Genomic DNA, 21368 nt, shown 5'->3' with positions numbered 1-21368 from the left:
GACGGTGCCGTTCGCGCACCCGGCTCTAGACTCGCTCCCATGACCCTTCGACACGGCGCCGCTGGCGCGTCGTCTGCTCAGGACGGCGCCACCGACCTCGGCCTGCCCCCGGTCCTCGACCCCGAAGCCGCCAAGAACGTCCTGCTGGCCGCACCCCGTGGCTACTGCGCCGGCGTCGACCGCGCGGTGATCACCGTGGAGAAGGCGCTGGACCTGTACGGCGCCCCGGTCTACGTCCGCAAGCAGATCGTGCACAACAAGCACGTGGTCTCCGACCTCGAGTCCCGCGGAGCGATCTTCGTCGAGGAGCTCACCGAGGTCCCGGAGGGACAGACCGTGGTGTTCTCCGCCCACGGCGTCTCCCCGGCCGTGCACGCCGAGGCGCAGGAGCGGGGTCTCAAGACCATCGACGCGACCTGCCCGCTGGTGACCAAGGTCCACCACGAGGCCAAGCGGTTCGCGAGCGACGACTACGACATCCTGCTCATCGGCCACGAGGGCCACGAGGAGGTCGAGGGCACCGCCGGCGAGGCCCCCGAGCACATCCAGCTCGTGCAGTCGCCCGCCGACGTCGCCCACATCGAGGTCCGGGACCCGTCCCGGGTCGCGTGGCTCTCCCAGACCACCCTGTCGGTCGACGAGACCCTCGAGACGGTGGCCGCGATCCGCGAGAAGTTCCCGCTGCTGCTCGACCCCCCGAGCGACGACATCTGCTACGCCACCCAGAACCGGCAGCTGGCGGTGAAGGAGATCGCCCAGGACGCCGACCTGGTGATCGTGGTGGGCTCGGGCAACTCCTCCAACTCGGTGCGTCTGGTGGAGGTCGCCCTGGAGGCGGGCGCCAAGGCGTCGTACCGCGTCGACGACGCCTCCGAGATCGACGAGGCCTGGCTCGAGGGAGTCGGCACCGTGTCGGTGACCTCCGGCGCCTCGGTGCCGGAGGAGCTGGTCGACGGGGTGCTGGCGTACCTCGCCGAGCGCGGCTACCCGGAGGCCCGGGCCGTCCACACGGCCGAGGAGTCGCTCATCTTCGCCCTCCCGCCGGAGCTGCGGCGTGACATCCGCGCGGCCCAGGCCCGGGGCTGACCGGGAGGCTGGTGCGGACATGGCCCGCTACCTCGACATCCACCCCGACAACCCGCAGCCGCGGCTGGTGACGCAGGTCGTCGAGGCGTTGCGGGACGACCAGCTGATCGCCTACCCGACCGACTCGGGCTACGCGCTCGGCGCCCGGCTCGGCAACCGCGAGGGTCGCGACCGGATCCTGCGCATCCGCGACCTCGACGAGCGGCACCACTTCACGTTGATGTGCAAGGACTTCGCCCAGCTCGGGCAGTTCGTGCACGTCGACAACGCGGCCTTCCGGGCGATCAAGGCGGCCACGCCGGGGCCCTACACCTTCATCCTGCCCGCCACGGGGGAGGTGCCGAAGCGGCTGATGCACCCCAAGAAGCGCACCGTCGGGGTGCGGATCCCCGAGCACGTGCTGGTCTGCGCGATCCTCGAGGAGCTCGGCGAGCCGATCCTGACCAGCACGCTGATCCTGCCCGGCGAGGAGGAGGCCCGCACGATGGGCTGGGAGATCAAGGAGGACCTCGACCACGCCGTCGACATCGTGATCGAGGCGGGGGAGACCTCCGCGCAGCCCACCACGGTCATCGACTGGTCGGGCGGCGCCCCCGAGGTCGTGCGGTACGGCGCGGGCGACGCCTCGCGGTTCGAGGTCTGAGCCCGGCATCGTGCGCACGTGCGCAGCGGGGGCGGGTCGTCCCGGCCCGTTGGTTGCGCGGGTGCGCAGGGATGGCTGCGGTCCTTGATCGTCGGTCGCGCAGGTGCGCAGTGATGGAGGCCGGAGCACCGCCGGTCGTTGCGCGGGTGCGCGACCCCGGCTGAGGACCTCGCCCCATTCGTGCGCACGTGCGCACGACCGTGTCAGCGCAGGAACTGCTCCAGCAGCGGACCGGCCGTCTGCGACCCGGACGCGCCGGTCTCGACGAAGACCGCCACCGCGAGGTCGCCCTGCGTGGCGATCATCCAGGTGTGCGTCGGCAACGAGCCGGAGGCGTCGGGCGTCCCGTACTCGGCCGTCCCCGTCTTGGCGCCGACCTCCCCGGGCAGACCGGCCAGGAAGCGGCCCGAGCCCTCGGTGACGACGGCCCGCATGAGACCCCGGAGCAGCTGCGCCTCCCGGGCCGTCAGGGGTGCCGGTTCGGAGGCCGGCGGGGGGACGTCGTGGTCGAGCACGAGTCGGGGAGTGACCGTGGTCCCGGCGCTGACCGACGCGGCGACCGCGGCCATCGCCATCGGGGAGGCCAGGACGGTGCCCTGGCCGATGAGGTCCGCGGCCTTCTCGGTCTCGCCCTGCGGGGTCGGGACCTGGCCGAAGTACGCCGGGAAGCCGAGGTCGCGGTCGATGCCCAGGCCGAGTGAGCCGGCCGCCTCGGTGAGCGCGGTGTCGTCGAGCCGGTCGCGCTGGGAGATGAAGGCGGTGTTGCACGAGTTGGCGACGGCCTGGCGCAGCGTGATCCGGCCGACGCCGGACGCAGGGTAGTCGTCGTAGTTCTTGAAGGACTTGCCGTCGACCACGGTGGTCGCGTCGCACGCGACCGGGGTGTCGGGGGTGAGCCCGGCCCGCAACAGGGCGAGCGAGGACACCACCTTGAAGGTGGAGCCGGGGGCGTACTGGCCGAACGTCGCGGCGTTGAGCCCGTCGTTGCCGGGTCCGTTGGCGGCGGCGAGGACGTCGCCGGTGGAGGGGCGGATCGCGACCAGGGCGCTGACGGGCCCGGTGCCGGCGAGGGCCTGCTCGGCCTTCTGCTGCAGGGCTGGGTCGAGGGACAGGCGCAGGGGCTGACCCGCGACCGGTGCCTGCTCGAAGAGGGTGCGGTCCGCCTCCCCGCCGGTGGCGCTGACCCGCACGCCGGGCGTGCCGCGCAGCTGTTCGTCGTACCGTGCCTGGAGCCCGGAGAGGCCGACCACGTCCCCGGCCGCGATCGCTCCGTCCGACTCCTCGACGACCTCCGCGGTGGCGTCGCCGACCGTCCCGAGGAGGGGAGCGGCGAACTCGCGCGTGAGTGCCAGTGGCAGCTCGTCCTCGATGCGGGCCGCGCCGGGGATGTCGGCGTACGCCGGGGTGAGCGTGGAGGCGGCGTCGTCGGCGCGCAGCACCAGTGCCTCGACGAAGGCCTTCTCGCCGGCCGCCTCGACCCGTGCGACGTAGTCGCCCACGCCGACGTCGAGCTGCCGGGCGATGGCGCGCGCGGAGCTCGTCCACGCGCCGGGCTCGGCCTGGGTCTTGTCCAGCCCGAGGCGGACCACGGGGCGCGGGCCCACGATCGTGCTGTCGCCGGCGCCGAGGACCGGGCCGCGCTCGGCAGGCAGGGTGCCGATGGCCAGGCTCTCGCCCGGCGCGAGGTCGGGAGCGACGACGGCGGGGCTCCAGCTGACCTGCCAGGCGTCGTCGACGCGGGTCGCCTCGACCGGCGTCTGGTAGCTCCACTCGGTGCCGTCGAGCTGCCAGGTCCAGTCGAGGGTCGCGGAGGCGGTGTCGTCCTCGGTGGTCACCGCGCCCGCCTCCACCGTGACCTGCTGGTCCTCGGGGACCGCCGCCCAGATCTCGGCCAGCTGGTCGTCCGCGGCGGGGTCGTCGAGGGGTACGCCGCCGAGGTCGCGGCCGGCGAGTCCCGAGGCGAGGTCGTCGAAGACCGGGTCCGGGGGCTCGCCACCCTGGCAAGCCGCGAGCGGCAGCAGGAGCAGGACGCCGGCGAGGGCAGGCCTGCGCAGGAGGGGGCGGGGCACGAGGGGTCGGCGCACGGGCACGGAGCGGGTCGGAGCAGTGGGGCGCAACGGCCGGTCAGTCCTCGTTCCGGGCGTCGCGGGCGAGGGTGCGCCGGCGCAGGGCCAGGGTGCCGAGGCACAGGACGTAGCCCGCGACCAGGGCGGTGCTGTGGTGGGCGAGCCCGGAGAGCACCGCCTGTGGGACGCCGTCGCCGGCGTCGGCGACGGTGGCGGGCGCGACCGAGCCGAGCAGGGCGAAGATCGCGACCATGATGAGGGGCGGCAGCACCCCGACGGCGAAGAAGTCGTGCGGGGTGACGACCACGGCCAGCCCGAGGCAGAGCACCACGAAGCACAGGTCGAAGAACAGGCTCAGCTCGCCGACCAGCAGCAGGTTGACGACCACGACGGTGAGCGCGACGGCCACGCCGAGCGCCACGGCCTGCCGGCCCGGCTCGACGCCGTCGGTCCACCACGAGCCCCCCGGGGCCCTCGTCTGGCTCACGGGGTCACCGTAGGCCGAGCGCGCAGTCCCGCGGCGGAGCCGCGCCGGAGCGTGCCCGCGGGGCTCAGGCGGGCGGGCCGTCGCCGGATGCCGCGGCCTCGGCGGCCGCGTGGCGTGCGTGCAGCCGGTCGCGGACCTCGTCAGGGGTGTAGGCGCGACGGACCCGCTCCTGGCGTGCCATCGCCGCACCGGTCGCGGCGACGCCCACGACCCCGGCCAGTCCCAGCCACTTCCACCACGCGTGTGCCATGGAGCGAAGGCTAGTGCGCGCCGGGCAGCGCGTCGTTGCTGCGGCGGCGCGTCCTGCGTGGTCCAGACTGTCGGCCATGCCCGAGCACCTCACCCTGGACGCGGCGGCCGACCTGACCCGGACCGGGGACCTGTGGCTCTTCCGCGGACGCACGGCGGCCGACCGGGCCATCCAGACCCTCACCAACTCCCCGGTCAACCACGTCGGCATGGCCGTGGTCATCGACGACCTCCCGCCGCTGATGTGGCACGCCGAGCTCGGCAAGTCGCTGCCCGACGTCTGGTCGGGCGGCCACCACCGCGGCGTGCAGCTCCACGACCTGCAGGCGGCCGTCGGCCAGTGGCAGGAGAAGTACGGCCAGCAGGCGTGGATGCGGCAGGTCAGCCCCGACGTGGGTCGCCTCGAGGAGGACGCGCTGCTGCGCGCGATCGCGCGCCTCGACGGGGTCTCGTTCCCCACCACGACCCGGCTCGCCGCCCGCTGGCTGCGGGGCCGGGACGCGTACGTCGCCCGGCGCAAGCGCGGCCGGCAGGTGCGACCGGAGGCGGCCTTCTGCGCCGAGGTCGTGGCCCTGACGATGCAGGAGATGGGGCTCGTCGCCGACGACCGCAAGGCCCAGTGGTTCGACCCCGGCACGTTCTGGAGCGGAAGCTACCTGCCGCTGCTCGACCCGTGGAGGTACGGCGCGGAGATCAAGGTCGGCGACGTGCCGGACGACCACCCGACCCCGAGCAGCCGGCACCGCTGGCGCTGACCCCGCCGGCCGACCCGGCCCGGGCAGCACGGCCCGGGCAGCACGGCTACGCCCCGCGGAGCCGGTCCTCGCGGTCGTCGGGACGCGGGTCGGGTTGCCCGAAGGTCCCGTCGAAGAGCGTCTCGGAGGTCCCGGGACGGGCCACGTCGCCGAGGGCCTCGAGCTCGGGGGCCGACAGCGACCGCGGCGCCTGCTCCACCTGGCGCGGTGAGGGCAGGTCGTCGCTGGTCACCCCCATCTCGCCGAAGCGCCGGGCGGTGACGAGCACCCGGCCCTCCAGCGAGCCGACGGCGGAGTTGTAGGACGCGACGGCGGCCCCGAGGGACCGGCCGACCTTGTCGAGGTGGCCGCCGAGGGTGCCGAGGCGCTCGTGCAGCTCGCGGCCGAGCCGCTGCACCTCCGCCGCCTGACTGGCCAAGGTCTCGTGGGACCAGCCGTGCGCGACGGTGCGGAGCAGGGCGATCAGCGTGGTCGGGGTGGCGAGCACGACCTGGCGGGACGCGGCGTACTCGAGGAGGTCGCCCCGGGTCTCCAGAGCGGCCGCCAGGAAGGCCTCGGCGGGCACGAACATCACCACGAACTCCGGGGTCTCCCCGAGGGATCGCCAGTAGGCCTTGGCGCCGAGGAGGTCGACGTGTCGGCGCAGCTGGGCGACGTGGCGGCGCAGGTGGGCGTCGCGCTCCTCGTCGTCCTCGGCCCCGGTCGCGTCGAGGAAGGCGTCGAGCGGCACCTTGGCGTCGACGACGACCGACTTGCCGCCGGCCAGGTGCACGACGAGGTCGGGGCGCAGCACGCCGTCGGCGAGCTGGACCTGCTCGGTGAAGTCGCAGCGGTCGACCAGCCCGGCCAGCTCGACGGCCCGCCGCAGGTGCATCTCGCCCCACTGGCCCCGCACCTGGGGCTTGCGCAGGGCCGTGGCCAGCGAGGCGGTCTCGCGTCGCAGCGACTCGGCGGTGAGCCGCATGTCGGTGACCTGCTGGCTGAGCTGTCCCTGCCAGGAGGCGCGGGTCTGGTCGAGGTCGCGCAGCTGGTCGTGCAGCCGCATCAACCCGTCGCGCACGAGCGCCTGGTCGGTCGTCTCGCGCCGCTCGCGCGCCTCCAGCGCGGCCACGACGCCGGCGTCCCGGGGCCGGGACCGGGCCCAGAGCAGACCGATGAGCCCGCCGAGCACGAGACCGACGAGCAGCGTCACCGAGGTGGTCAGGAAGTCCATGGGGCGAGCATGGACCAGGCCACCGACATCGCGGCGGAGGCGAAGCCCTCAGTCGAGGTCGACCACGACGGGGGCGTGGTCGGAGGGCGACCCGGTGCCCTGCGCGGGGTCGCGCTCGTCGCGGTCGATGAAGGCGCCCCGCACCCGGCCCGCGAGCGACGGAGAGGCGACCACGAAGTCGATCTTGAGCCCGCGGTCGCGCTCGAAGCGCTGGCGGTAGTAGTCCCAGTAGGTGTAGCCCGGGGCGTGCTCGCGGGTCACCTCGACGTACCCGTCGTCGAGGAACGCCTGGAAGGCGGCCCGTTCCGGGGGAGTGACGTGGGTGGACTTCTGGAACTGCGCCGGGTCGAAGACGTCGTCGTCGGTGGGGCAGATGTTCCAGTCCCCGACCAGGGCGGTGTCGCCCTCGAGCCACGACCCGGCGGCCTCGCGCAGGCGGGCCAGCCAGTCGAGCTTGTAGACGTAGTGCGGGTCGTCGGGCTTGCGGCCGTTGGGGACGTAGAGCGACCAGACGTCCACACCGCCGCACCGGGCGCCGATCGCGCGCGACTCGGCGGCGACGGGATCGCCGTACCCGGGCATCGCGTCGAAGCCGACCCGTACGTCGTCGAGGCCGACGCGCGAGATCAGCGCGACGCCGTTCCACTGGTTGGTGCCGGCGACGGCGACGTCGTACCCGAGCGCCTCGAGCCCCATGAGGGGCAGCTGGTCCTCGCGCGCCTTGGTCTCCTGGAGGGCCAGGACGTCGACCTCGTGGCGCTGCAGGAAGGCCTCGACGCGGTCGATGCGGGAGCGGAGGGAGTTGACGTTCCAGGTGGCGATGCGCACCCCGACACCCTAGGAGGGGGCCGACAGGTTCCCCGTGCCGGCCAGAAGATTTGTCGTCGCGAGCCCTTTACACGGGCGATCCTGGTGGGGCAGGTTCCTTGCACGCACTGTTCTCGGGAGACAGGTGCCACTGCTGGGACCCCGGGGCGGGAGCGTGCCTTCATCCATCCCCTCAGAGGAGTTCCCCCCCATGCAGCGAAGCCGTCTCGGGCAGCTCGCCCTCGCGTCAGCCGCCGTCCTGGCCGCCACCCTCACGTCGGTCGCCGCGCCGGCGACCGCGGCGACCGACAGCGAGATCCCGACGTTCTCGGAGTTCCACTCCCAGACCTTCAAGGACGTCGACAACCAGTACATCGTCAACGGTGACGAGCCGGTCGCCACGACCAGTGACCTGAAGACCTTCTACGAGTCGATGGTCGGCAGCCCCAAGAAGACCATGGACAACGGCCTCGTGGTCAACACGGTCAGCGGGCGCGACGACAAGTGGAGCGCCACCCAGGCGATGAACCTCACCTACTGCGTGAGCACCAAGTTCGGCAGCCAGTACGCCAACGTCGTCAACGCGATGGCCGCCGGTGCGGGCCAGTGGGAGGCGGCCTCCTCCAAGGTGAACTTCACCTACCTGTCGGCCAACGACGCCAACTGCACGACCCGCAACAACGCCGTGCTCTTCTCGGTCGAGCCGACCAGCACCACGCAGTACATCGCCCGGGCGTTCTTCCCGAGCACGGCCGACCGCTCGCGCAACGTGCTGGTCAACGCCACCTCGCTGCAGAACTCGGGCTCGTGGACCCCGTCCAACATCCTGGCCCACGAGCTCGGCCACGCGCTCGGCTTCCGCCACGAGCACACCCGTCCCGAGGCCGGCACCTGCTTCGAGGACAACAACTGGCGCCCGCTGACGCCGTACGACTCGGCGTCGATCATGCACTACCCGCAGTGCAACGGCACGAGCAGCAACCTGAGCATGACGGCGACCGACCGTCAGGGGATCGTGGCGCTCTACGGAGCCTGATCCTCCTCGATCCGCGAGCGCCCCTTCTGTCCCGAGCAGGAGGGGCGTTCGTGCGTCCGGAGCCCTGCCGCGTCAGGTGGTCCAGGCGCTGAGGACGCCCGGGGTGGCGGCGTCGGCCAGGCCGATCGCCCGGTCCCGCGGCACGTCGCGCACCACGACCTTCTCGGCGCCGGCGGCGGTGGTGGCCACCAGGTCGGCCAGCCCGACCCGACGCTGGAACCACGTCTCGGTGACGACCCAGCCGATGATCCCGTCGGCCTCCAGGACGGTGCGCACCCGCGCAGCCTCGGCGTGGCCCACCACCAGGTGGGAGGCAGTGCCCGGGTCGGCGACGAGGGAGTGCCCCAGGTGCCGGTACGACGCCTCGGCGATCGCGGCGCCCACCGGCAGGCCCGCGACGAGCACGAGCGCCGGGAGCCACCAGCCCAGCCACGAGACGTCGGCCAGCACGACCGGGAGCACGGCCAGAGCGGCCAGCACGAGCGCGCCGCGAGCCTCACGCACGTGGCTGCGGCGGCGGGCGGCGGGCCCGTGGGGGGCCAGGGGGGCGGTGAGGCGACCGGGCTCGGCGAGCACCTCGTCACCGACCGACACGCAGACCTCCCGGGGGCACGGGGGCAGGATCCGGGTGACGCCCTCGCTGCCGACGCCGGTCGCGAGGGTCGACAGCTCGCCGCCCCCGACAGCGCGCAGCAGCAGCGGCTCGCGCATCTCCACACCCCGCACGCGCGTCTCCTCGACGCTGATCGAGCGCGTGGTGAACAGCCCGGCCGTCAGGTGCAGGGAGCCCTGGCCGCGGGTGAGCCGCATGTCCCACCACTGCACCACGTAGCCGGTCACCGCGACCACGACCCACCCCAGCAGTCCCACGACGAGCACGATCAGCACGACCAGCCAGATCGCGAAGGACGTCGCCCAGCGCCAGCCGCTGCTGAGGTGCTCCTGGTCGAGGAACGGCAGGTCGTCCGCGAACTGCGCGAGCAGGCCCACGAAGCCGGCGAGCAGCACCAGCCGGGCCAGGCTGAAGGGCGCGAAGCGCAGCCACGACCAGTCGATGGCGGCCAGCGGCGTCTCCGGCGCCGGGGGCGGCACGGCGACGACGGACTCCCCGTCGACGGCCTCCGGCAGTGGTGCGACGCCCTGTCGACGGGCCAGCAGCAGGGCGCGGAGCTCGCCTGCCCGCTCCTGCGAGATCGCGTCGAGGGTGATCCGGTCGTCGTCGACGCCCGTCCCGATCTGGACCTTGGCCAGGCCGAGCACGCGGTGCAGGAGCGACGACTCCAGGTCGACGCTGCGGACGCGGTCCAGCGGCGCCGTGGAGGTCGTCCTGCTGAGCAGGCCGGAGCGCTTCTGGAACTGGGTGTCGGTGACCCGCCAGGAGGTCGTCAGCCACGGCAGCACCCCGAAGGCGACCGCGCCCAGCACGAGGAGCGGGAGCATCCACGACGGCATCCCGTCGTCGCGGCGGCTGCTGAGCCCCACGAAGGCGATCAGCGCCGGCACCAGGAACTGGCCGAGCGTCTTGACGGGGTCCAGCAGCAGGTTGCGCGGGTCGAGCCGCTGCCACCCGCCGGCGTCGGGGTCGAGCGGCAGGCCCTCGTCCGGACTCACGTGGCGTCGCCCTCGCTGGCGCCGGTGATCGCGGTCAGGGTCGCGACCAGCTCGCGCGCCTGCTCGGCGTCGAGGCAGTCGATGGTGATGGGGCCGGCCGCGGAGGCCGTGGTGACGGTGAGCGACGCGAGCCGGAACATCCGCATCAGGGCCCCCTGGCGGGAGTCGACGGTCTGCACCCGGCTCAGCGGGGCGATCCGCGAGCTGATGGTGACCCACCCCGAGCGGGTGTGGACGGCCGTGTCGGTGACCTCCCAGCGGTGCACCCGGTAACGCACCGGCGGCATCACGACCGGGTACGCCGCCAGCGCCACGAGGCCGAGCACGCCCAGCGCCGTCGCCCACCAGGGCGGGGTGCCCGCCGACAGCCACCACGCGACGTACCCGGCCGCGAGCAGCAGGGCGAGGACGACCGACGGGATGAGCGCGGCCACGCGCCAGAAGCCGACGGCGCGCGGCGAGACCTGGTGGGCGGGCTCGCGCAGCGTGGCCGGCGTGGGCGAGGGCGGGGTGGCCGGGGCAGGCGCCTGGGTCATGGCCCGAGTTTTCCACGCGCCGGTCTGCGGCGCTGCCGACTCAGTCCGCGATCGTCCAGGACGGGTCGGTCGTCGCCCCGAGGGCGGTGCCCGTCTGGAGGAGGTAGGACGTGAACCCGGTCGCCGCGTCCAGGGCGTGCACCTCGGTGGTCGCCCCCGCGCGGTTGACCATCACCAGGTCGTCGCGGCCGTCGCCGTTGTGGTCGGCGGTGCTCACCGACCACGTGGCCGGGTCGACGGCGAGCGCGGCCGTGTAGGTCTGGGCGAGGAAGGTGGTGAACCCGGTCTCGGCGTCGAGCACGTGCACGGCGGTGCGGCCGTCCGACTGGAGGTCGACGAGGTAGAGGTCGTCGCGTCCGTCGAAGTCGTAGTCGCCGGTCGTGACCTGCCACCGGTCGGGGTCGAGGGCGGGCGCGGCGGTCGCGGCGTCCGACAGCTCGGTCTGGAAGCCGGTCGAGGCGTCCAGCACGCTCACGCCGAGGTGGCCGTCCCGGTCGAGGTCGACGACCCACAGGTCGTCGCGCCCGTCGCCGTCGTAGTCCCCGGCGGCGAACTGCGCCCGCCCGAGCCGGGTGTCGCGCTGCACGATCGTGGCGTGGGTGAGGAAGAGCCGCAGGAACCCCGACCCGTCGAGCACCTTGACCTGGGCCGTGCCGCCGCCCTCCGGCAGGGCGGCGTACACGTCGGTGACGCGGTCGCCGTCGAAGTCGCCGGTGGCGTAGCGCCAGCCCTGGTCGGTCAGGGGCAGGGCGGTCTGGTTGGAGAAGCTCGCGTAGCTGCTCGCCGGGTCGAGCACGTGCGCCTGTACTCCGCCCGTGACGGGCTCCTGGACGGCGACCACGTCGGCCGGCGGGGCCGTGGACTGCCGGGAGACCTTCTCGACGCGGACCTGGTCGACGTACATCGACGGCGAGGTCGACGTCTGGCCGCAGCTCGGCTGCTCCTCGTCGGGGCAGTTGCGCTTGACCTGGAGGCGGATCTTCTCCGGCGACACGGGCGCGTGGTCGGTCGACCAGGTCTCGACGCCGTCGACGAAGAAGCGCGTCGGGAACGGCGCCTCCGCCGCCGGGTCCTGGCCCGGACCCATGTAGGTGAACTCGGCCGAGTACTCGTGCCACTCGGTCATGTCCTTCGGGTAGGAGTCGCCCAGGCACGCCTGGTCGCCGACCGGAGGGGAGTAGCGCCAGTAGTACGCCGCCAGCACCCGCTCGCAGCGCGGCTTGCCGCCCCAGCTCTCGACGACGTCGATCTCCCCGACGCGCTGCGGGTCGTCGGTGCGCAGCCAGAAGGCCGGGTGCACCCCGGTCTTCTTCGGCATCTTCAGCGTCGCGGAGACGCGGTACGTCGTGCCGACCTCGTAGGGGACGGTCCACAGCGCCTCGAGGTCGGCCTCGGGGCGCATCTTCAGCGCCGTTCGACCGTCGTACGTGGTCTGGGTGATCCGGTCGGTGCTGGAGCTGGACATGTGCCGCCACCGCTCGGCGTACGGCGCGTCGAAGCCGTCGTTGTAGACCTCCACCGGGCCCGCCGCGGCCGTCGTCACGACGAGCGGCGTCTCCGGCACCACGAGGTCCGGCACGGGAGGCACCGCCGGGCTGAGGAACTGCAGCGCGACGAGGAGCTCGGTGAGCCAGGAGGGCATGGGTCCTTCGAGGGCAGGGGGCGGCGTCGGTCGACCGCTTCGATTGAGTGGGATCGATTGAGTGGAATCGATTGAACAGGGCCGGTGGTCGCCCGGCCAAACCGATCGCCCGGATCAGGGGATTCGGTCGGCCCGGCCGTAGACTCCCGGCCCGTGGCTCTCACCATCGGTATCGTCGGACTCCCCAACGCGGGCAAGTCGACGCTCTTCAACGCACTGACCAAGAACGACGTCCTGGCGGCGAACTACCCGTTCGCCACGATCGAGCCCAACGTCGGTGTCGTGGGGGTCCCCGACGACCGGCTGCCCAAGCTGGCGGAGGTCTTCGGCTCGGCCAAGGTCCTGCCCGCGACGGTCGAGTTCGTCGACATCGCCGGCATCGTGCGCGGCGCCTCGGAGGGCGAGGGGCTCGGCAACAAGTTCCTCTCCCACATCCGCGAGTCCGCCGCGATCTGCCAGGTCACCCGCGTCTTCCGCGACGAGGACGTCACCCACGTCGACGGCGAGGTCAACCCTGCCTCCGACATCGGCACCATCCAGACCGAGCTGATCCTCGCCGACGTCCAGACGGTGGAGAAGGCGATCCCGCGGCTGGAGAAGGAGGTCCGCGGCGACAAGTCCAAGGCCCCGGTCCTCGACGCCGCGCGCGAGGCGCTGTCCGCGCTCGAGTCCGGCACGCCGGTCATCAGCACCACGATCGACCGCGACCTGGTCCGCGAGCTCTCGCTGCTGACGGCCAAGCCCTTCATCTACGTGTTCAACTGCGACGCCGACGAGCTCGCCGACGACGACCTCAAGGCCCGCATGCAGGAGATCGTCGCCCCGGCCGAGGCGATCTTCCTCGACGCCAAGTTCGAGTCCGAGCTCGTCGAGCTCGGCTCCGACGAGGAGGCCCGCGAGATGCTCGCCGAGATGGGCGTCGAGGAGCCCGGCCTCGACGTGCTCGCCCGCGTCGGCTTCGACACCCTCGGCCTGCAGACCTACCTGACCGCCGGGCCCAAGGAGACGCGGGCCTGGACGATCACGAAGGGCGCCACCGCGCCCGAGGCCGCGGGGGTCATCCACACCGACTTCCAGAAGGGCTTCATCAAGGCCGAGATCGTCTCCTTCGACGACCTCATGGAGGCCGGCACCATGCAGAAGGCCAAGGAGGCCGGCAAGGTGCGTATGGAGGGCAAGGACTACGTGATGGCCGACGGCGACGTGGTGGAGTTCCGCTTCAACGTCTGACCTGCGCCACCCCTCAGCGCTGGTCGCCGCGACGGACGGCGGCCTCCAGTGCGGTGCGCATCTCGTCGGCGGAGGCGCGCCGGGCGGTGTCGCCGCTCCAGGTGCCGTCGCTGCTGCCGTCGTACGGGACGCCGTAGGCCGGCGTGTCCGGCTGGAAGCGCCACCCGTCGGCGAGCGGACCGGCGTCGACGACGTCGTAGCCGATGGCGTCGAGCAGCTCGGTCGCCGCCTCCTTGGCGGCGCCGTCGTCACCGGCGATGGGCAGCACAGTGCGTTCGCCGCTGCCTACGGCAGCCTGCGGCCGGGCCAGCGCGGCGAGGTGCTGGAAGAAGATGTTGTTGAAGACCTTCACGACGCGGGCGCCGGGCAGTGTGCGGGCGGTGAGCTCGCTTGCGGTCGTCGACCCGTCGTCGAGCTCAGCGATCTGCCCGTCCCGCTGGGGGTAGTAGTTGCCGGTGTCGAGCACGACCTTGTCGTCGAACGCCTCCGCCGGCAGGTCGGCGAGGGCCTTGAGCGGCACCGTGAGGACGACGAGGTCGGTGTCTCGGGCTGCCTCGGCCGCCGTGGCTGCCCGCGCGCGCGGTCCGAGGTCGGCGACGAGGTCGGCGAGCGTCTCCGGCCCGCGGCTGTTGGCCAGGACGACGTCGACGCCCGCGTCGACCGCGAGGCGTGCGACCGTGCTGCCGATGTGTCCGGCTCCGACGATTCCGAGTGTGGTCATGCTGGGCGCAACGCCGGTGTCCGTCTCGATGTTCCGCGACGGGCATCGACGGGACGGCCATCCGTACGGATCACTGTAGGCACCGTGATTGCCCCCGTCCTTGTCCCTCGTGACAGGCTCGGCTGGTGAGAGAGCACCGCGTCAACCCCGTCGACGCCATCTGGCTGGGCATGGACCGGGTCCAGAACCTGATGGTCATCGAGTGCGTCATGTTCCTCGACGGACCGGTGGACCGGACCCGGCTCGACCGGGTGCTGCAGCACCGGCTGATCGACGCCTACCCCGTCTTCTCGCGGCGCCCCACCGTCCCGCGGCACCGCTGGGCGAAGGCCCGCTGGCGCGACGTACCCGACTTCGACCTCACCAAGCACGTCCGCGAGGTCCGGCTCCCGGCGCCGGGGGACGACGCCGCCCTGCAGGAGTACGTCGGTCGGTTCCTCGCCACGCCGCTGCCGCGGGACCGCCCGCTGTGGGACATCCACCTCGTCGAGGGTCTCAGCGAGGGGTCGGCGATCTACGTCCGGCTGCACCACGCGCTGGCCGACGGCATCGCGCTCACCCAGGTGCTGCTGTCGCTGACCGACGCCACCCCCGAGGCGGGCGACGGCCAGGACGGCGGAGGGGCGCGGCACCACGGTGTCGGCGACCTCATCGAGGCGGCGCGGCGCGCCGCCCCCGAGGTGACCAACGCGCTGCGGCCCGCTCGCGTCCGTGCCGGGGTCGTCGCGGCCGTCCGGACCGGGATCAGCGGTGCCGGGGTGCTCTCCAAGCTGCTGCTGACCCGCAACCCGGAGTCGCCGCTCGCCGGTGCGGCGGGGTCGCACAAGCGGGCGGTGTGGTCCGCCCCGATCGACCTGCAGCTGATCAAGGACATCGCCAAGCGCTCCGACGCGACCGTCAACGACGTGCTCGTCTCGGCGCTCGCCGGTGCCCTCGAGCGCTACCAGCTCGAGCACGGGGGACGCTCGGTCGACATCCCGACGATGGTCCCGGTCAACCTGCGTCCGATGCACCTGCCGCTGCCCCGCGAGCTCGGCAACCGCTTCGCGCTGGTAGTCCTCCTGCTGCCCTCGGGGCTGAGCACCGCCGCCGAGCGGCTCGCCGAGACAAAGCGCCGGATGGACCGGATCAAGCGCTCCCCGGAGCCGGTGATCACGTTCGCGATGATCCAGGGGATCGGCCGGCTGGGCCGGCGCCTGAGTCGCGCCCTGGTGACCTTCTTCGCGGGCAAGGCCAGCGGTGTCACCACCAACGTCCCCGGCCCGCGGGAGCCCCGCTACCTCGCGGGGACCCGGATCACCAGCCTGCTGGGCTGGGTGCCCGGATCGGGTGACCAGACGCTCGGCACCTGCATCTTCACGTACGCCGGGACGGTGCGGGTCGGCTTCAAGACCGACACTGCGGTGATCGCGGACCCCGAGCACATCCTCGACGCGTTCCACGCGGAGATCGACGACCTCCGCGAGGGCCTCGAGGCGGCCGGGCGTCGCTGACGGCGCGCCGGCTGCGTGGGGCGTCCCGAACGTCCACGCACCTGAGCGGAACCTCAGTCGCTCCGGTCCTCCGCCGAGTTAACGCGGGCGGCGTCCCCGGCGGCGACCGCGCGGGCGATCGCGACCTGTCGGACGAGGAAGCGGCCCTCGTCGAGCTTCTTGCGGCGCATCCAGGTGGTGACCTCGAGGTTGCACTTGCTCGCGTTGCACGAGCCGCAGGCCGGGACCACGTTGGCCAGGGTGTAGCGCCCGCCCCGTGAGATCGGGAGCATCGTGTCCTTCTGCAACATGGCGTCGCCGGCGCCGCAGTAGGCGCAGCCGCCCCACTCCTCCCGTAGCGCCGCCCACTGCGGTTCGGTCAGGTCGTGCTCGACCCGGGCCATCCGACGCTTGCGGCGTCGCGCATGGGTCGCGGCTCGGGTCCTGGACGGCACGGTGCGAGCGTACGGCGTTCTCGTCGTCGCCGGACGTGGCGTCGGGACTGCACTTCCGCGCACCTGCGTGGAAGTGCAGGCCGGCACCCCGGACGGCGCCCGCACCTCCACGCGTGTGCGTGGAAGTTCATCGCGGGTCCGGGGCGCTCCCGCTGGTCATGGTCCCGACCTCGACCTCGCGCCCGACCGTCGTCTCCAGCACGACGCTCACCCCCTCCGGCAGCACCCGGTCGAGGTCGGCCCGCAGCATGGCGAGCGACGGGAGCGGGTCGTGGTGGCGGACCTTCACGTGGGCCGTCAGGGACACGAAGTCGACCCCCGTCACCTCCGCGCCGGGGGAGTCCTCGACCCACTGGCTGGTCACGTCGTCGATCCGCCCCGCCCACGTCGTGAGCAGGAAGGACAGTGCCGTGTTGGCGGCGAGCGGCACGGTCACCAGCAGGATGAGGCCGCCGAGGACCATGTGCGAGCGTCGGCTCGTCGACGGTGCCCCGGCGGTCGGGTCCTCGGCGTACCCGAGGACGGCGAACATGATGACGCCCGCCAGCACCAGGGACAGCAGGTTGGAGACGAACAGCAGGAACGCGCCCAGGGCGAGCCCGAGGTCCCAGTGGCCCAGGCAGACGCCGACCACGGCCAGGGGCGGCACCAGGGAGATCGCGATGGCGACGCCGGGCAGCACGGCGCCCACGTCGCGGCGCGCGAGGGCCACCGCGCCCGCAAAGCCGGTGGCGATCGCAGCCACGAGGTCGAGCAGCCCCGGTGAGGTGCGCCCGGAGATCTGGCCGTTGGACAGCAGGTCGGTGTCCGCGGGCGTGACCAGGGCGAACAGCACCCCCACCAGCACGACGAGGAGGCCGCCGGCGACGACGAACGGGACGGAGCCGGTGCGCCGCTGCAGGACGACGCCGAGGGCGATGCCCATGATCGGCGTGGAGAGCGGGGCGATGATCATGGCGCCGATGACCGTGGCGGTGGAGTCGGACAGGACCCCGGCGCTGGCGATGACGGCCGACAGTGCCAGCATCGTCCAGAACGCGGACTGCTTGGACCGGGTGTCCCCGGAGACCAGGGTCAGGTCGTCCGAGAGCTCGTCCAGGGTGCGCCGCTGGGCCTCGGGGAGCACGCGCGCGCGGATCGCGTCCAGCATGCCTGAGTATCGCCCGCGCTTCCCGGCGGGGGGCTCACTCGCTCCGGGTGAGGCGACGCCTCCGCTCCCGCCGCGCGATCAGGCCAGGAGCGACCGGGTGACCCGCAGCCGCAGGGCGAGCGCGCCGGTGACCACGAGCAGCAGCACTGTCAGGACGACCACACCGGGCCAGCCGAAGTCGGTCCAGGCCTGGGCGCTGAGGCTCCCGAAGACCGAGGACCCGAGGTAGTAGGTCACCGTGTAGAGCGACGCGGCCTGCCCGGCGCTGACGCCGCCCGCGTGCGCCCGGGCCGGGACCCAGCCGCTGGCGATGCCGTGGACGGCGAAGAAGCCGACGACGAGCAGGGCCAGCCCCGCGACCACCACCACGAGCGACGACGACAGCGTCAGCAGCACCCCGCCGATGGCCACGACCGCGCCGATCGGCAGCACGGCCCGTCGCCCCACGCGGTCCGCCAGCCGGCCGAACGACGCGGCGCTGACACTGCCGAGCGGGTAGACCAGGAACACCAGGCTGGCGGCTCCGAGCCCGAGGCCGAACCCGGGACCCTCGAGGCGGAAGCCCACGACGTTGAGCATCCCGATCATCGCCCCCGCCGAGCAGCCGCCGATGACGTAGAGCCCGACCAGCGCCCGGTCGCCGACCGCGCGCCGGGCCATCGAGGCGGCCGCCCGGATGCCGGTGGGTGCCGCGACGAAGCGCCGCGACGGCGGCAGCAGTCGTCGTACGACGAGGGCGCACACGGCCGCGAGCAGCGCGGCGGCGCCCAGCGACCAGCGCCACCCGGCCAGCTCGGCGGTGTAGCCCGTCAGCAGCCGGCCGGTCATCCCGCCCAGGGCCGTGCCGCCGACGTAGAGCCCGGCGGCGCGGGCGTGGGTCGAGGCGTGCAGCTCCTCGCGGAGGTACGCCGTCGCGACCGCCGGCAGGCCGGCGAGCGCCGCCCCCATGAGGCAGCGCATCACCAGCAGCATCGTCCACGACGGGGCCAGCGCGCAGCCGATGGCGCACAGCACCGAGGCGAGCATCGAGAGGTGGATGAGCCGGGTCCGGCCGACCACGTCCGACAGCGGTCCCACCACCAGGAGGGCGAGTCCCAGCGACACCGTGGCGAGCGACATCGTGAGCGTCGCCTCGGTCGACGACACCTCGAACCTCGCGGCCAGCGCCGGCAGGATCGCCTGGGTGCTGTAGAGCAGCGCGAAGGTCGCGAGCCCGGCGGCGAAGAGCGCGACCACGACGCGGCGGTAGCCGGACGATCCCGGCAGGTGTCCCTCGTGCATCACGGTGGCCGGCGGGGAGGCGAGGGGCGAGGGCATGACCCGGTGAGTCTGCGCGCTGGCGGACGCGGAGTCCACGTCGCGGGCGCAGGAGGCGTCCAAGGTCACACGGCCCAGGACTTGGATCGTTCCAATCCGGTGCCCACACTGGAAGGACAACCACTGGAAGAGGATGAGATGACCCGCCTGATCGACGAGCTCAACGCCCTGCACGCGTCGTACGTCGACGCCATCAACGCCGCCGTCGCCCACGACGACGTCACCACGGCTGCCGACCTGGCCGCCGACTACGACCGGGACGCGATCCTGCTGATGGCCGAGCGCGAGGGTCGCCCGGACCTGCTGCCGCTCTTCGGCCTCGACGCCGACGGTGGCCGCGTCTCCGTCCAGCGCGACACCCCGCTGCGCCGCCTGGTCCAGCGCGTCGGCGCCCTCCGCGCCGCCTGAGCAGTCCCCGACCTCGGACGCTGCGTCCCCTGACAGAATCCCGCCATGGGACACGAGTGGGACGTTCACACCGCCGTCGAGGCCACGCCCGACGGCTTCTCCGCCGAGCTGGACCCGGGCTGGGTCGTCGGCGGGGGAGTCAACGGCGGCTACCTGCTGGGCGTGATCGGCCGCGCGATCGGCGAGACCGTCCCGGCCAAGCCCGACCCGCTGGCCGTCAGCGCGTTCTACGTCTCCGCCTCCCGTCCCGGCCCCGCCACCGTCCGCACCCGCGTGGTGCGTGACGGCGGCAGCACCGCCACCGTCGCGGCCGAGCTCGCCCAGGGCGAGGACACGCGCATCACCGCCCTCGCGACGTACGGCGACCTGTCCCGGCTGCCCGACGACGTGCGAACCACTGCGGTCGAGCCGCAGCTGCCGCCGGTCGAGGAGTGCTTCGCGATGTCCACGGCGCCCGACACCCCGCCGCTGATGGAGCGCTTCGACATGCGCCTCGACCCGTCCTGCCTCGGCTGGGCTCTCGGGCAGCCCAGCGGCCGCGGCCTCCTGCAGGCGTGGTTCCGGATGGCCGACGGGCGCGACCCCGACCCGGTCCAGCTCCTCATGGTGCTCGATTCCCTGCCGCCGGTGAGCTTCGACCTCGGGCAGATGGGCTGGGCGCCCACCCTCGAGCTCACGGCCCACGTGCGCGCCGTCCCCGCGCCCGGCTGGCTCAAGGTCTCCCACCGCACGCGCAACGTCGCGGGCGGGATGTTCGAGGAGGACTGCGAGGTCTGGGACTCCGCCGGACGGCTCGTCGCCCAGAGCCGCCAGCTGGCGCGCCTGCCCCGCCCTGCCTGAGCGGTCGTCAGCGACCGATCCGGTGGACCCCACCGTGGTCGAGCGCGCGCGCCCGGACGTCGGCGTCGCTGCAGAACCCGTCGAAGGTGCGCTTGAGGCACAGCAGGCCGACCAGCATCCCGTCGTCGTCGACGACCGCGAGCCGGCGGGTCTCCCGCTGCCGCATGAGCGCGAGGACGTCGTCGCGACCGTGCTCGGGGTGGACCGTGCGCCCGGCGAGCGTCGCCAGCTCCAGGGCGGGTCGCGCCGGGTCCGTCGCCGCACCCAGGTCCGCGCGCACCAGCGTCCCGCGCAGCCGTCCGCCGTCGGTCAGCAGCAGCATGTGCACGTGCGAGTCGGTGAAGGCCTCGTGCGCGCCGGCGACGGTGAGCCCGACGTCGTGCGTCCACGGGACCGTCACCATGGCGTCCCGGACGCTGCGCGCCGGCTCGGCGGCGTGGCTCGTCACTCGAACCACCGGCGGTCCATGGCGACGATCCAGCGACGCCGGGGGTGCTCGGTGACCGTCCAGATGCGGTCGGTGGAGGGCCAGTAGGCCAGGTCCTCGGGCCCCATCGGCACCGCCCACTGGTGGACCCGCATCGAGCCGGGCTGACCGGCCGCCACCGCCCCGGGCATCCACGGTCCGTGCGACACGCTCACGTGGTAGCGCCCGCCCGCGATCACGGCGCCCTGCATCTGCCGCACGCCGCCCTCGTCGATGGCCAGCGGCCGCGAGAAGCCGTCCTCGCCGGTCTCGAGCTGCCACGTCGCGGCGTCCAGCGGGTAGCGCGCGAGCCGGGTGCTCGCGTCCGGGTCGTGGGCGTACTCGCCGGCCACCAGCGCCGGCGGGTCCGAGCGCCGGTCCAGCGACAGGAAGGAGTAGCGCAGCTTGTCGTGGCCCTCGTCGGTGAAGGCCTGGTACGTCGCGCGGACGGGCAGCACGTAGCGGTGGCCGAACGACGCCACCCGCGTGCCGTCGATGCCGATCTCGTCGGGCCGGTCGTCGTCGCCGGGCACCCGCATGATGTCGTCGACCCGCGCGGTCACGAAGCCGCGGCTGGTGGCCGCGATGTGCAGCCACGGACCGGCCCAGACGATGCCGCCGGCGTGGATGTTCATCGGGCGGAGCTGGAGGGCACCGGTCTCGTCGAGGACGGGGACCACCAGCAGCACGTGGCGGTACTCGAGGGTGTCGAGGTCGACGAACGTCACCCGGGACCCGCGCTTGATGCCGTCCTTGGCGGTGGAGTACCACGTGGTGACGACGACCCGCCGACCGTCGGTACCGATGACCTCGGTGTCGGAGGCGTCGGCGCTGGTCGAGATGCCCTGCGGGTACCAGTTCTCGTCGCGCTCGTCGTAGTCGTCCCACGCCCAGGCCTCCCGGACGGCCCGTCCGAGCAGTCGCGGCAGCACCCGCGCCCGGCGCAGGCGGTACTTCAGGTCGCCCAGCAGCCCGTCCAGGCCGGCCGGCTGGCCGAGCACCGCGGCCAACGCCTCGATCTCGCGGACGTTCTCGTCGGTCCTCTGCAGGTGCACGCCCTCGACGTACGGGCGCGGCTCCTGGGCCCCGGCAGGCTCGGGCCCGGGCGGGGGAGTGGGCTCGCCGGCTGCACGCATGGGACCCACCGTAATCGCGCCGCCGCGACAGGCAGTGGGGGG

General features: G+C 73.2%; 22 protein-coding genes. 8 read left to right on the top strand and 14 right to left on the bottom strand.

Annotation, left to right across the window (positions count from 1 at the left end):
- The first annotated feature begins 39 nt into the window (after window positions 1-39).
- Both ASG94_RS04845 and ASG94_RS04840 read left to right on the top strand, forming a co-directional pair.
- The gene (locus ASG94_RS04845; RefSeq protein ID WP_082623928.1) at window positions 40-1086 is read left to right on the top strand and encodes a 4-hydroxy-3-methylbut-2-enyl diphosphate reductase; all 1047 of its coding nucleotides are present in this window, start codon (window positions 40-42) and stop codon (window positions 1084-1086) included.
- Window positions 1087-1105: 19 nt separating this feature from the next.
- On the top strand, window positions 1106-1729 hold the full coding sequence (locus tag ASG94_RS04840; protein WP_056925231.1) for an L-threonylcarbamoyladenylate synthase: 624 nt from the start codon (window positions 1106-1108) through the stop codon (window positions 1727-1729).
- A 203-nt stretch (window positions 1730-1932) separates the two neighbouring features.
- Here the strand turns inward: ASG94_RS04840 and ASG94_RS04835 are convergent, their stop codons facing one another.
- The 3 genes from ASG94_RS04835 to ASG94_RS04825 all read right to left on the bottom strand — a co-directional run bounded on the left by ASG94_RS04835 (window position 1933) and on the right by ASG94_RS04825 (window position 4532).
- On the bottom strand, window positions 1933-3798 hold the full coding sequence (locus ASG94_RS04835) for a penicillin-binding transpeptidase domain-containing protein (protein ID WP_200958017.1): 1866 nt from the start codon (window positions 3796-3798) through the stop codon (window positions 1933-1935).
- A gap of 55 nt (window positions 3799-3853) precedes the next feature.
- Entirely contained in the window at window positions 3854-4282 is a 429-nt protein-coding gene (locus ASG94_RS04830; protein ID WP_056925229.1) for a DUF6542 domain-containing protein, read from the bottom strand.
- 64 nt (window positions 4283-4346) lie between these two features.
- Window positions 4347-4532 (bottom strand): hypothetical protein, encoded by a 186-nt coding sequence (locus tag ASG94_RS04825; RefSeq protein WP_056925228.1) that lies wholly within the window; start codon window positions 4530-4532, stop codon window positions 4347-4349.
- 76 nt (window positions 4533-4608) lie between these two features.
- Here ASG94_RS04825 and ASG94_RS04820 point away from each other — a divergent pair, with 76 nt between their 5' ends.
- Window positions 4609-5286 (top strand): hypothetical protein, encoded by a 678-nt coding sequence (locus ASG94_RS04820; RefSeq protein WP_056925227.1) that lies wholly within the window; start codon window positions 4609-4611, stop codon window positions 5284-5286.
- A 46-nt stretch (window positions 5287-5332) separates the two neighbouring features.
- Here the strand turns inward: ASG94_RS04820 and ASG94_RS04815 are convergent, their stop codons facing one another.
- On the bottom strand, window positions 5333-6499 hold the full coding sequence (locus tag ASG94_RS04815) for a DNA recombination protein RmuC (RefSeq protein ID WP_082623927.1): 1167 nt from the start codon (window positions 6497-6499) through the stop codon (window positions 5333-5335).
- Between the two features lie 48 nt (window positions 6500-6547).
- Complete coding sequence (locus ASG94_RS04810; protein ID WP_056925226.1) at window positions 6548-7327, bottom strand: exodeoxyribonuclease III; 780 nt, start codon at window positions 7325-7327, stop codon at window positions 6548-6550.
- A gap of 190 nt (window positions 7328-7517) precedes the next feature.
- On the opposite strand from ASG94_RS04810, the gene ASG94_RS04805 reads away from it, so the two are divergent.
- Entirely contained in the window at window positions 7518-8342 is an 825-nt protein-coding gene (locus ASG94_RS04805) for a M57 family metalloprotease (RefSeq protein WP_056925225.1), read from the top strand.
- Window positions 8343-8414: 72 nt separating this feature from the next.
- Here the strand turns inward: ASG94_RS04805 and ASG94_RS04800 are convergent, their stop codons facing one another.
- From ASG94_RS04800 to ASG94_RS04790, 3 genes are read right to left on the bottom strand one after another with little or no spacing between them, the layout of a single operon-like run.
- Window positions 8415-9953, bottom strand: coding sequence for a PH domain-containing protein (locus tag ASG94_RS04800; RefSeq protein WP_056925224.1), 1539 nt, complete (start codon window positions 9951-9953; stop codon window positions 8415-8417).
- Window positions 9950-10489, bottom strand: coding sequence for a PH domain-containing protein (locus ASG94_RS04795; RefSeq protein WP_056925223.1), 540 nt, complete (start codon window positions 10487-10489; stop codon window positions 9950-9952). Before ASG94_RS04795 ends, ASG94_RS04800 begins: the two co-directional genes overlap by 4 nt.
- A gap of 40 nt (window positions 10490-10529) precedes the next feature.
- Window positions 10530-12131 (bottom strand): FG-GAP-like repeat-containing protein, encoded by a 1602-nt coding sequence (locus ASG94_RS04790; RefSeq protein ID WP_056925222.1) that lies wholly within the window; start codon window positions 12129-12131, stop codon window positions 10530-10532.
- A 153-nt stretch (window positions 12132-12284) separates the two neighbouring features.
- Between ASG94_RS04790 and ychF the strand changes: the two genes are divergently transcribed.
- Window positions 12285-13361 carry a redox-regulated ATPase YchF gene (gene ychF, locus ASG94_RS04785; RefSeq protein WP_056925221.1) on the top strand — a complete coding sequence of 359 codons (1077 nt, stop codon included), beginning with the start codon at window positions 12285-12287 and terminating at the stop codon, window positions 13359-13361.
- A gap of 13 nt (window positions 13362-13374) precedes the next feature.
- On the opposite strand, the gene ASG94_RS04780 is transcribed toward ychF, so the two are convergent.
- On the bottom strand, window positions 13375-14082 hold the full coding sequence (locus ASG94_RS04780) for an NADPH-dependent F420 reductase (protein WP_056925220.1): 708 nt from the start codon (window positions 14080-14082) through the stop codon (window positions 13375-13377).
- A 125-nt stretch (window positions 14083-14207) separates the two neighbouring features.
- On the opposite strand from ASG94_RS04780, the gene ASG94_RS04775 reads away from it, so the two are divergent.
- On the top strand, window positions 14208-15575 hold the full coding sequence (locus ASG94_RS04775; protein ID WP_056925219.1) for a wax ester/triacylglycerol synthase family O-acyltransferase: 1368 nt from the start codon (window positions 14208-14210) through the stop codon (window positions 15573-15575).
- A gap of 53 nt (window positions 15576-15628) precedes the next feature.
- Here the strand turns inward: ASG94_RS04775 and ASG94_RS04770 are convergent, their stop codons facing one another.
- The 3 genes from ASG94_RS04770 to ASG94_RS04760 form a co-directional block, all read right to left on the bottom strand.
- Window positions 15629-16009 (bottom strand): HNH endonuclease, encoded by a 381-nt coding sequence (locus ASG94_RS04770; protein WP_235537130.1) that lies wholly within the window; start codon window positions 16007-16009, stop codon window positions 15629-15631.
- A 127-nt stretch (window positions 16010-16136) separates the two neighbouring features.
- Window positions 16137-17159 (bottom strand): DUF389 domain-containing protein, encoded by a 1023-nt coding sequence (locus tag ASG94_RS04765; RefSeq protein ID WP_056925217.1) that lies wholly within the window; start codon window positions 17157-17159, stop codon window positions 16137-16139.
- 78 nt (window positions 17160-17237) lie between these two features.
- Window positions 17238-18476, bottom strand: coding sequence for an MFS transporter (locus ASG94_RS04760; protein WP_082624067.1), 1239 nt, complete (start codon window positions 18474-18476; stop codon window positions 17238-17240).
- Window positions 18477-18614: 138 nt separating this feature from the next.
- Between ASG94_RS04760 and ASG94_RS04755 the strand changes: the two genes are divergently transcribed.
- On the top strand, window positions 18615-18884 hold the full coding sequence (locus ASG94_RS04755) for a hypothetical protein (RefSeq protein ID WP_056925216.1): 270 nt from the start codon (window positions 18615-18617) through the stop codon (window positions 18882-18884).
- Between the two features lie 45 nt (window positions 18885-18929).
- On the top strand, window positions 18930-19724 hold the full coding sequence (locus ASG94_RS04750) for a thioesterase family protein (RefSeq protein WP_056925215.1): 795 nt from the start codon (window positions 18930-18932) through the stop codon (window positions 19722-19724).
- 7 nt (window positions 19725-19731) lie between these two features.
- Here the strand turns inward: ASG94_RS04750 and ASG94_RS04745 are convergent, their stop codons facing one another.
- Together ASG94_RS04745 and ASG94_RS04740 are read right to left on the bottom strand one after the other, a co-directional pair.
- Entirely contained in the window at window positions 19732-20172 is a 441-nt protein-coding gene (locus tag ASG94_RS04745; protein ID WP_056925214.1) for a CBS domain-containing protein, read from the bottom strand.
- Complete coding sequence (locus ASG94_RS04740; protein ID WP_156411421.1) at window positions 20169-21326, bottom strand: hypothetical protein; 1158 nt, start codon at window positions 21324-21326, stop codon at window positions 20169-20171. Before ASG94_RS04740 ends, ASG94_RS04745 begins: the two co-directional genes overlap by 4 nt.
- Between the last annotated feature and the right edge of the window lie 42 nt (window positions 21327-21368).

Source organism: Nocardioides sp. Soil805, assembly GCF_001429625.1.
Classification (GTDB): domain Bacteria; phylum Actinomycetota; class Actinomycetes; order Propionibacteriales; family Nocardioidaceae; genus Nocardioides.
Note: the sequence above shows the minus strand (reverse complement) of the source record. Positions and strands in the feature narration are given on the sequence as shown.

Excerpts from the sequence above, each read along its gene's own strand:
- ASG94_RS04815 (WP_082623927.1), bottom strand. The coding sequence starts at position 6,499 with ATGGACTTCCTGACCACCTCGGTGACGCTGCTCGTCGGTCTCGTGCTC.
- ASG94_RS04740 (WP_156411421.1), bottom strand. The coding sequence starts at position 21,326 with ATGCGTGCAGCCGGCGAGCCCACTCCCCCGCCCGGGCCCGAGCCTGCC.
- ASG94_RS04765 (WP_056925217.1), bottom strand. The coding sequence starts at position 17,159 with ATGCTGGACGCGATCCGCGCGCGCGTGCTCCCCGAGGCCCAGCGGCGC.
- ASG94_RS04805 (WP_056925225.1), top strand. The coding sequence starts at position 7,518 with ATGCAGCGAAGCCGTCTCGGGCAGCTCGCCCTCGCGTCAGCCGCCGTC.
- ASG94_RS04750 (WP_056925215.1), top strand. The coding sequence starts at position 18,930 with ATGGGACACGAGTGGGACGTTCACACCGCCGTCGAGGCCACGCCCGAC.
- ASG94_RS04755 (WP_056925216.1), top strand. The coding sequence starts at position 18,615 with ATGACCCGCCTGATCGACGAGCTCAACGCCCTGCACGCGTCGTACGTC.
- ASG94_RS04845 (WP_082623928.1), top strand. The coding sequence starts at position 40 with ATGACCCTTCGACACGGCGCCGCTGGCGCGTCGTCTGCTCAGGACGGC.
- ASG94_RS04820 (WP_056925227.1), top strand. The coding sequence starts at position 4,609 with ATGCCCGAGCACCTCACCCTGGACGCGGCGGCCGACCTGACCCGGACC.
- ASG94_RS04790 (WP_056925222.1), bottom strand. The coding sequence starts at position 12,131 with ATGCCCTCCTGGCTCACCGAGCTCCTCGTCGCGCTGCAGTTCCTCAGC.
- ASG94_RS04760 (WP_082624067.1), bottom strand. The coding sequence starts at position 18,476 with ATGCCCTCGCCCCTCGCCTCCCCGCCGGCCACCGTGATGCACGAGGGA.
- ASG94_RS04840 (WP_056925231.1), top strand. The coding sequence starts at position 1,106 with ATGGCCCGCTACCTCGACATCCACCCCGACAACCCGCAGCCGCGGCTG.
- ASG94_RS04780 (WP_056925220.1), bottom strand. The coding sequence starts at position 14,082 with ATGACCACACTCGGAATCGTCGGAGCCGGACACATCGGCAGCACGGTC.
- ASG94_RS04825 (WP_056925228.1), bottom strand. The coding sequence starts at position 4,532 with ATGGCACACGCGTGGTGGAAGTGGCTGGGACTGGCCGGGGTCGTGGGC.
- ASG94_RS04795 (WP_056925223.1), bottom strand. The coding sequence starts at position 10,489 with ATGACCCAGGCGCCTGCCCCGGCCACCCCGCCCTCGCCCACGCCGGCC.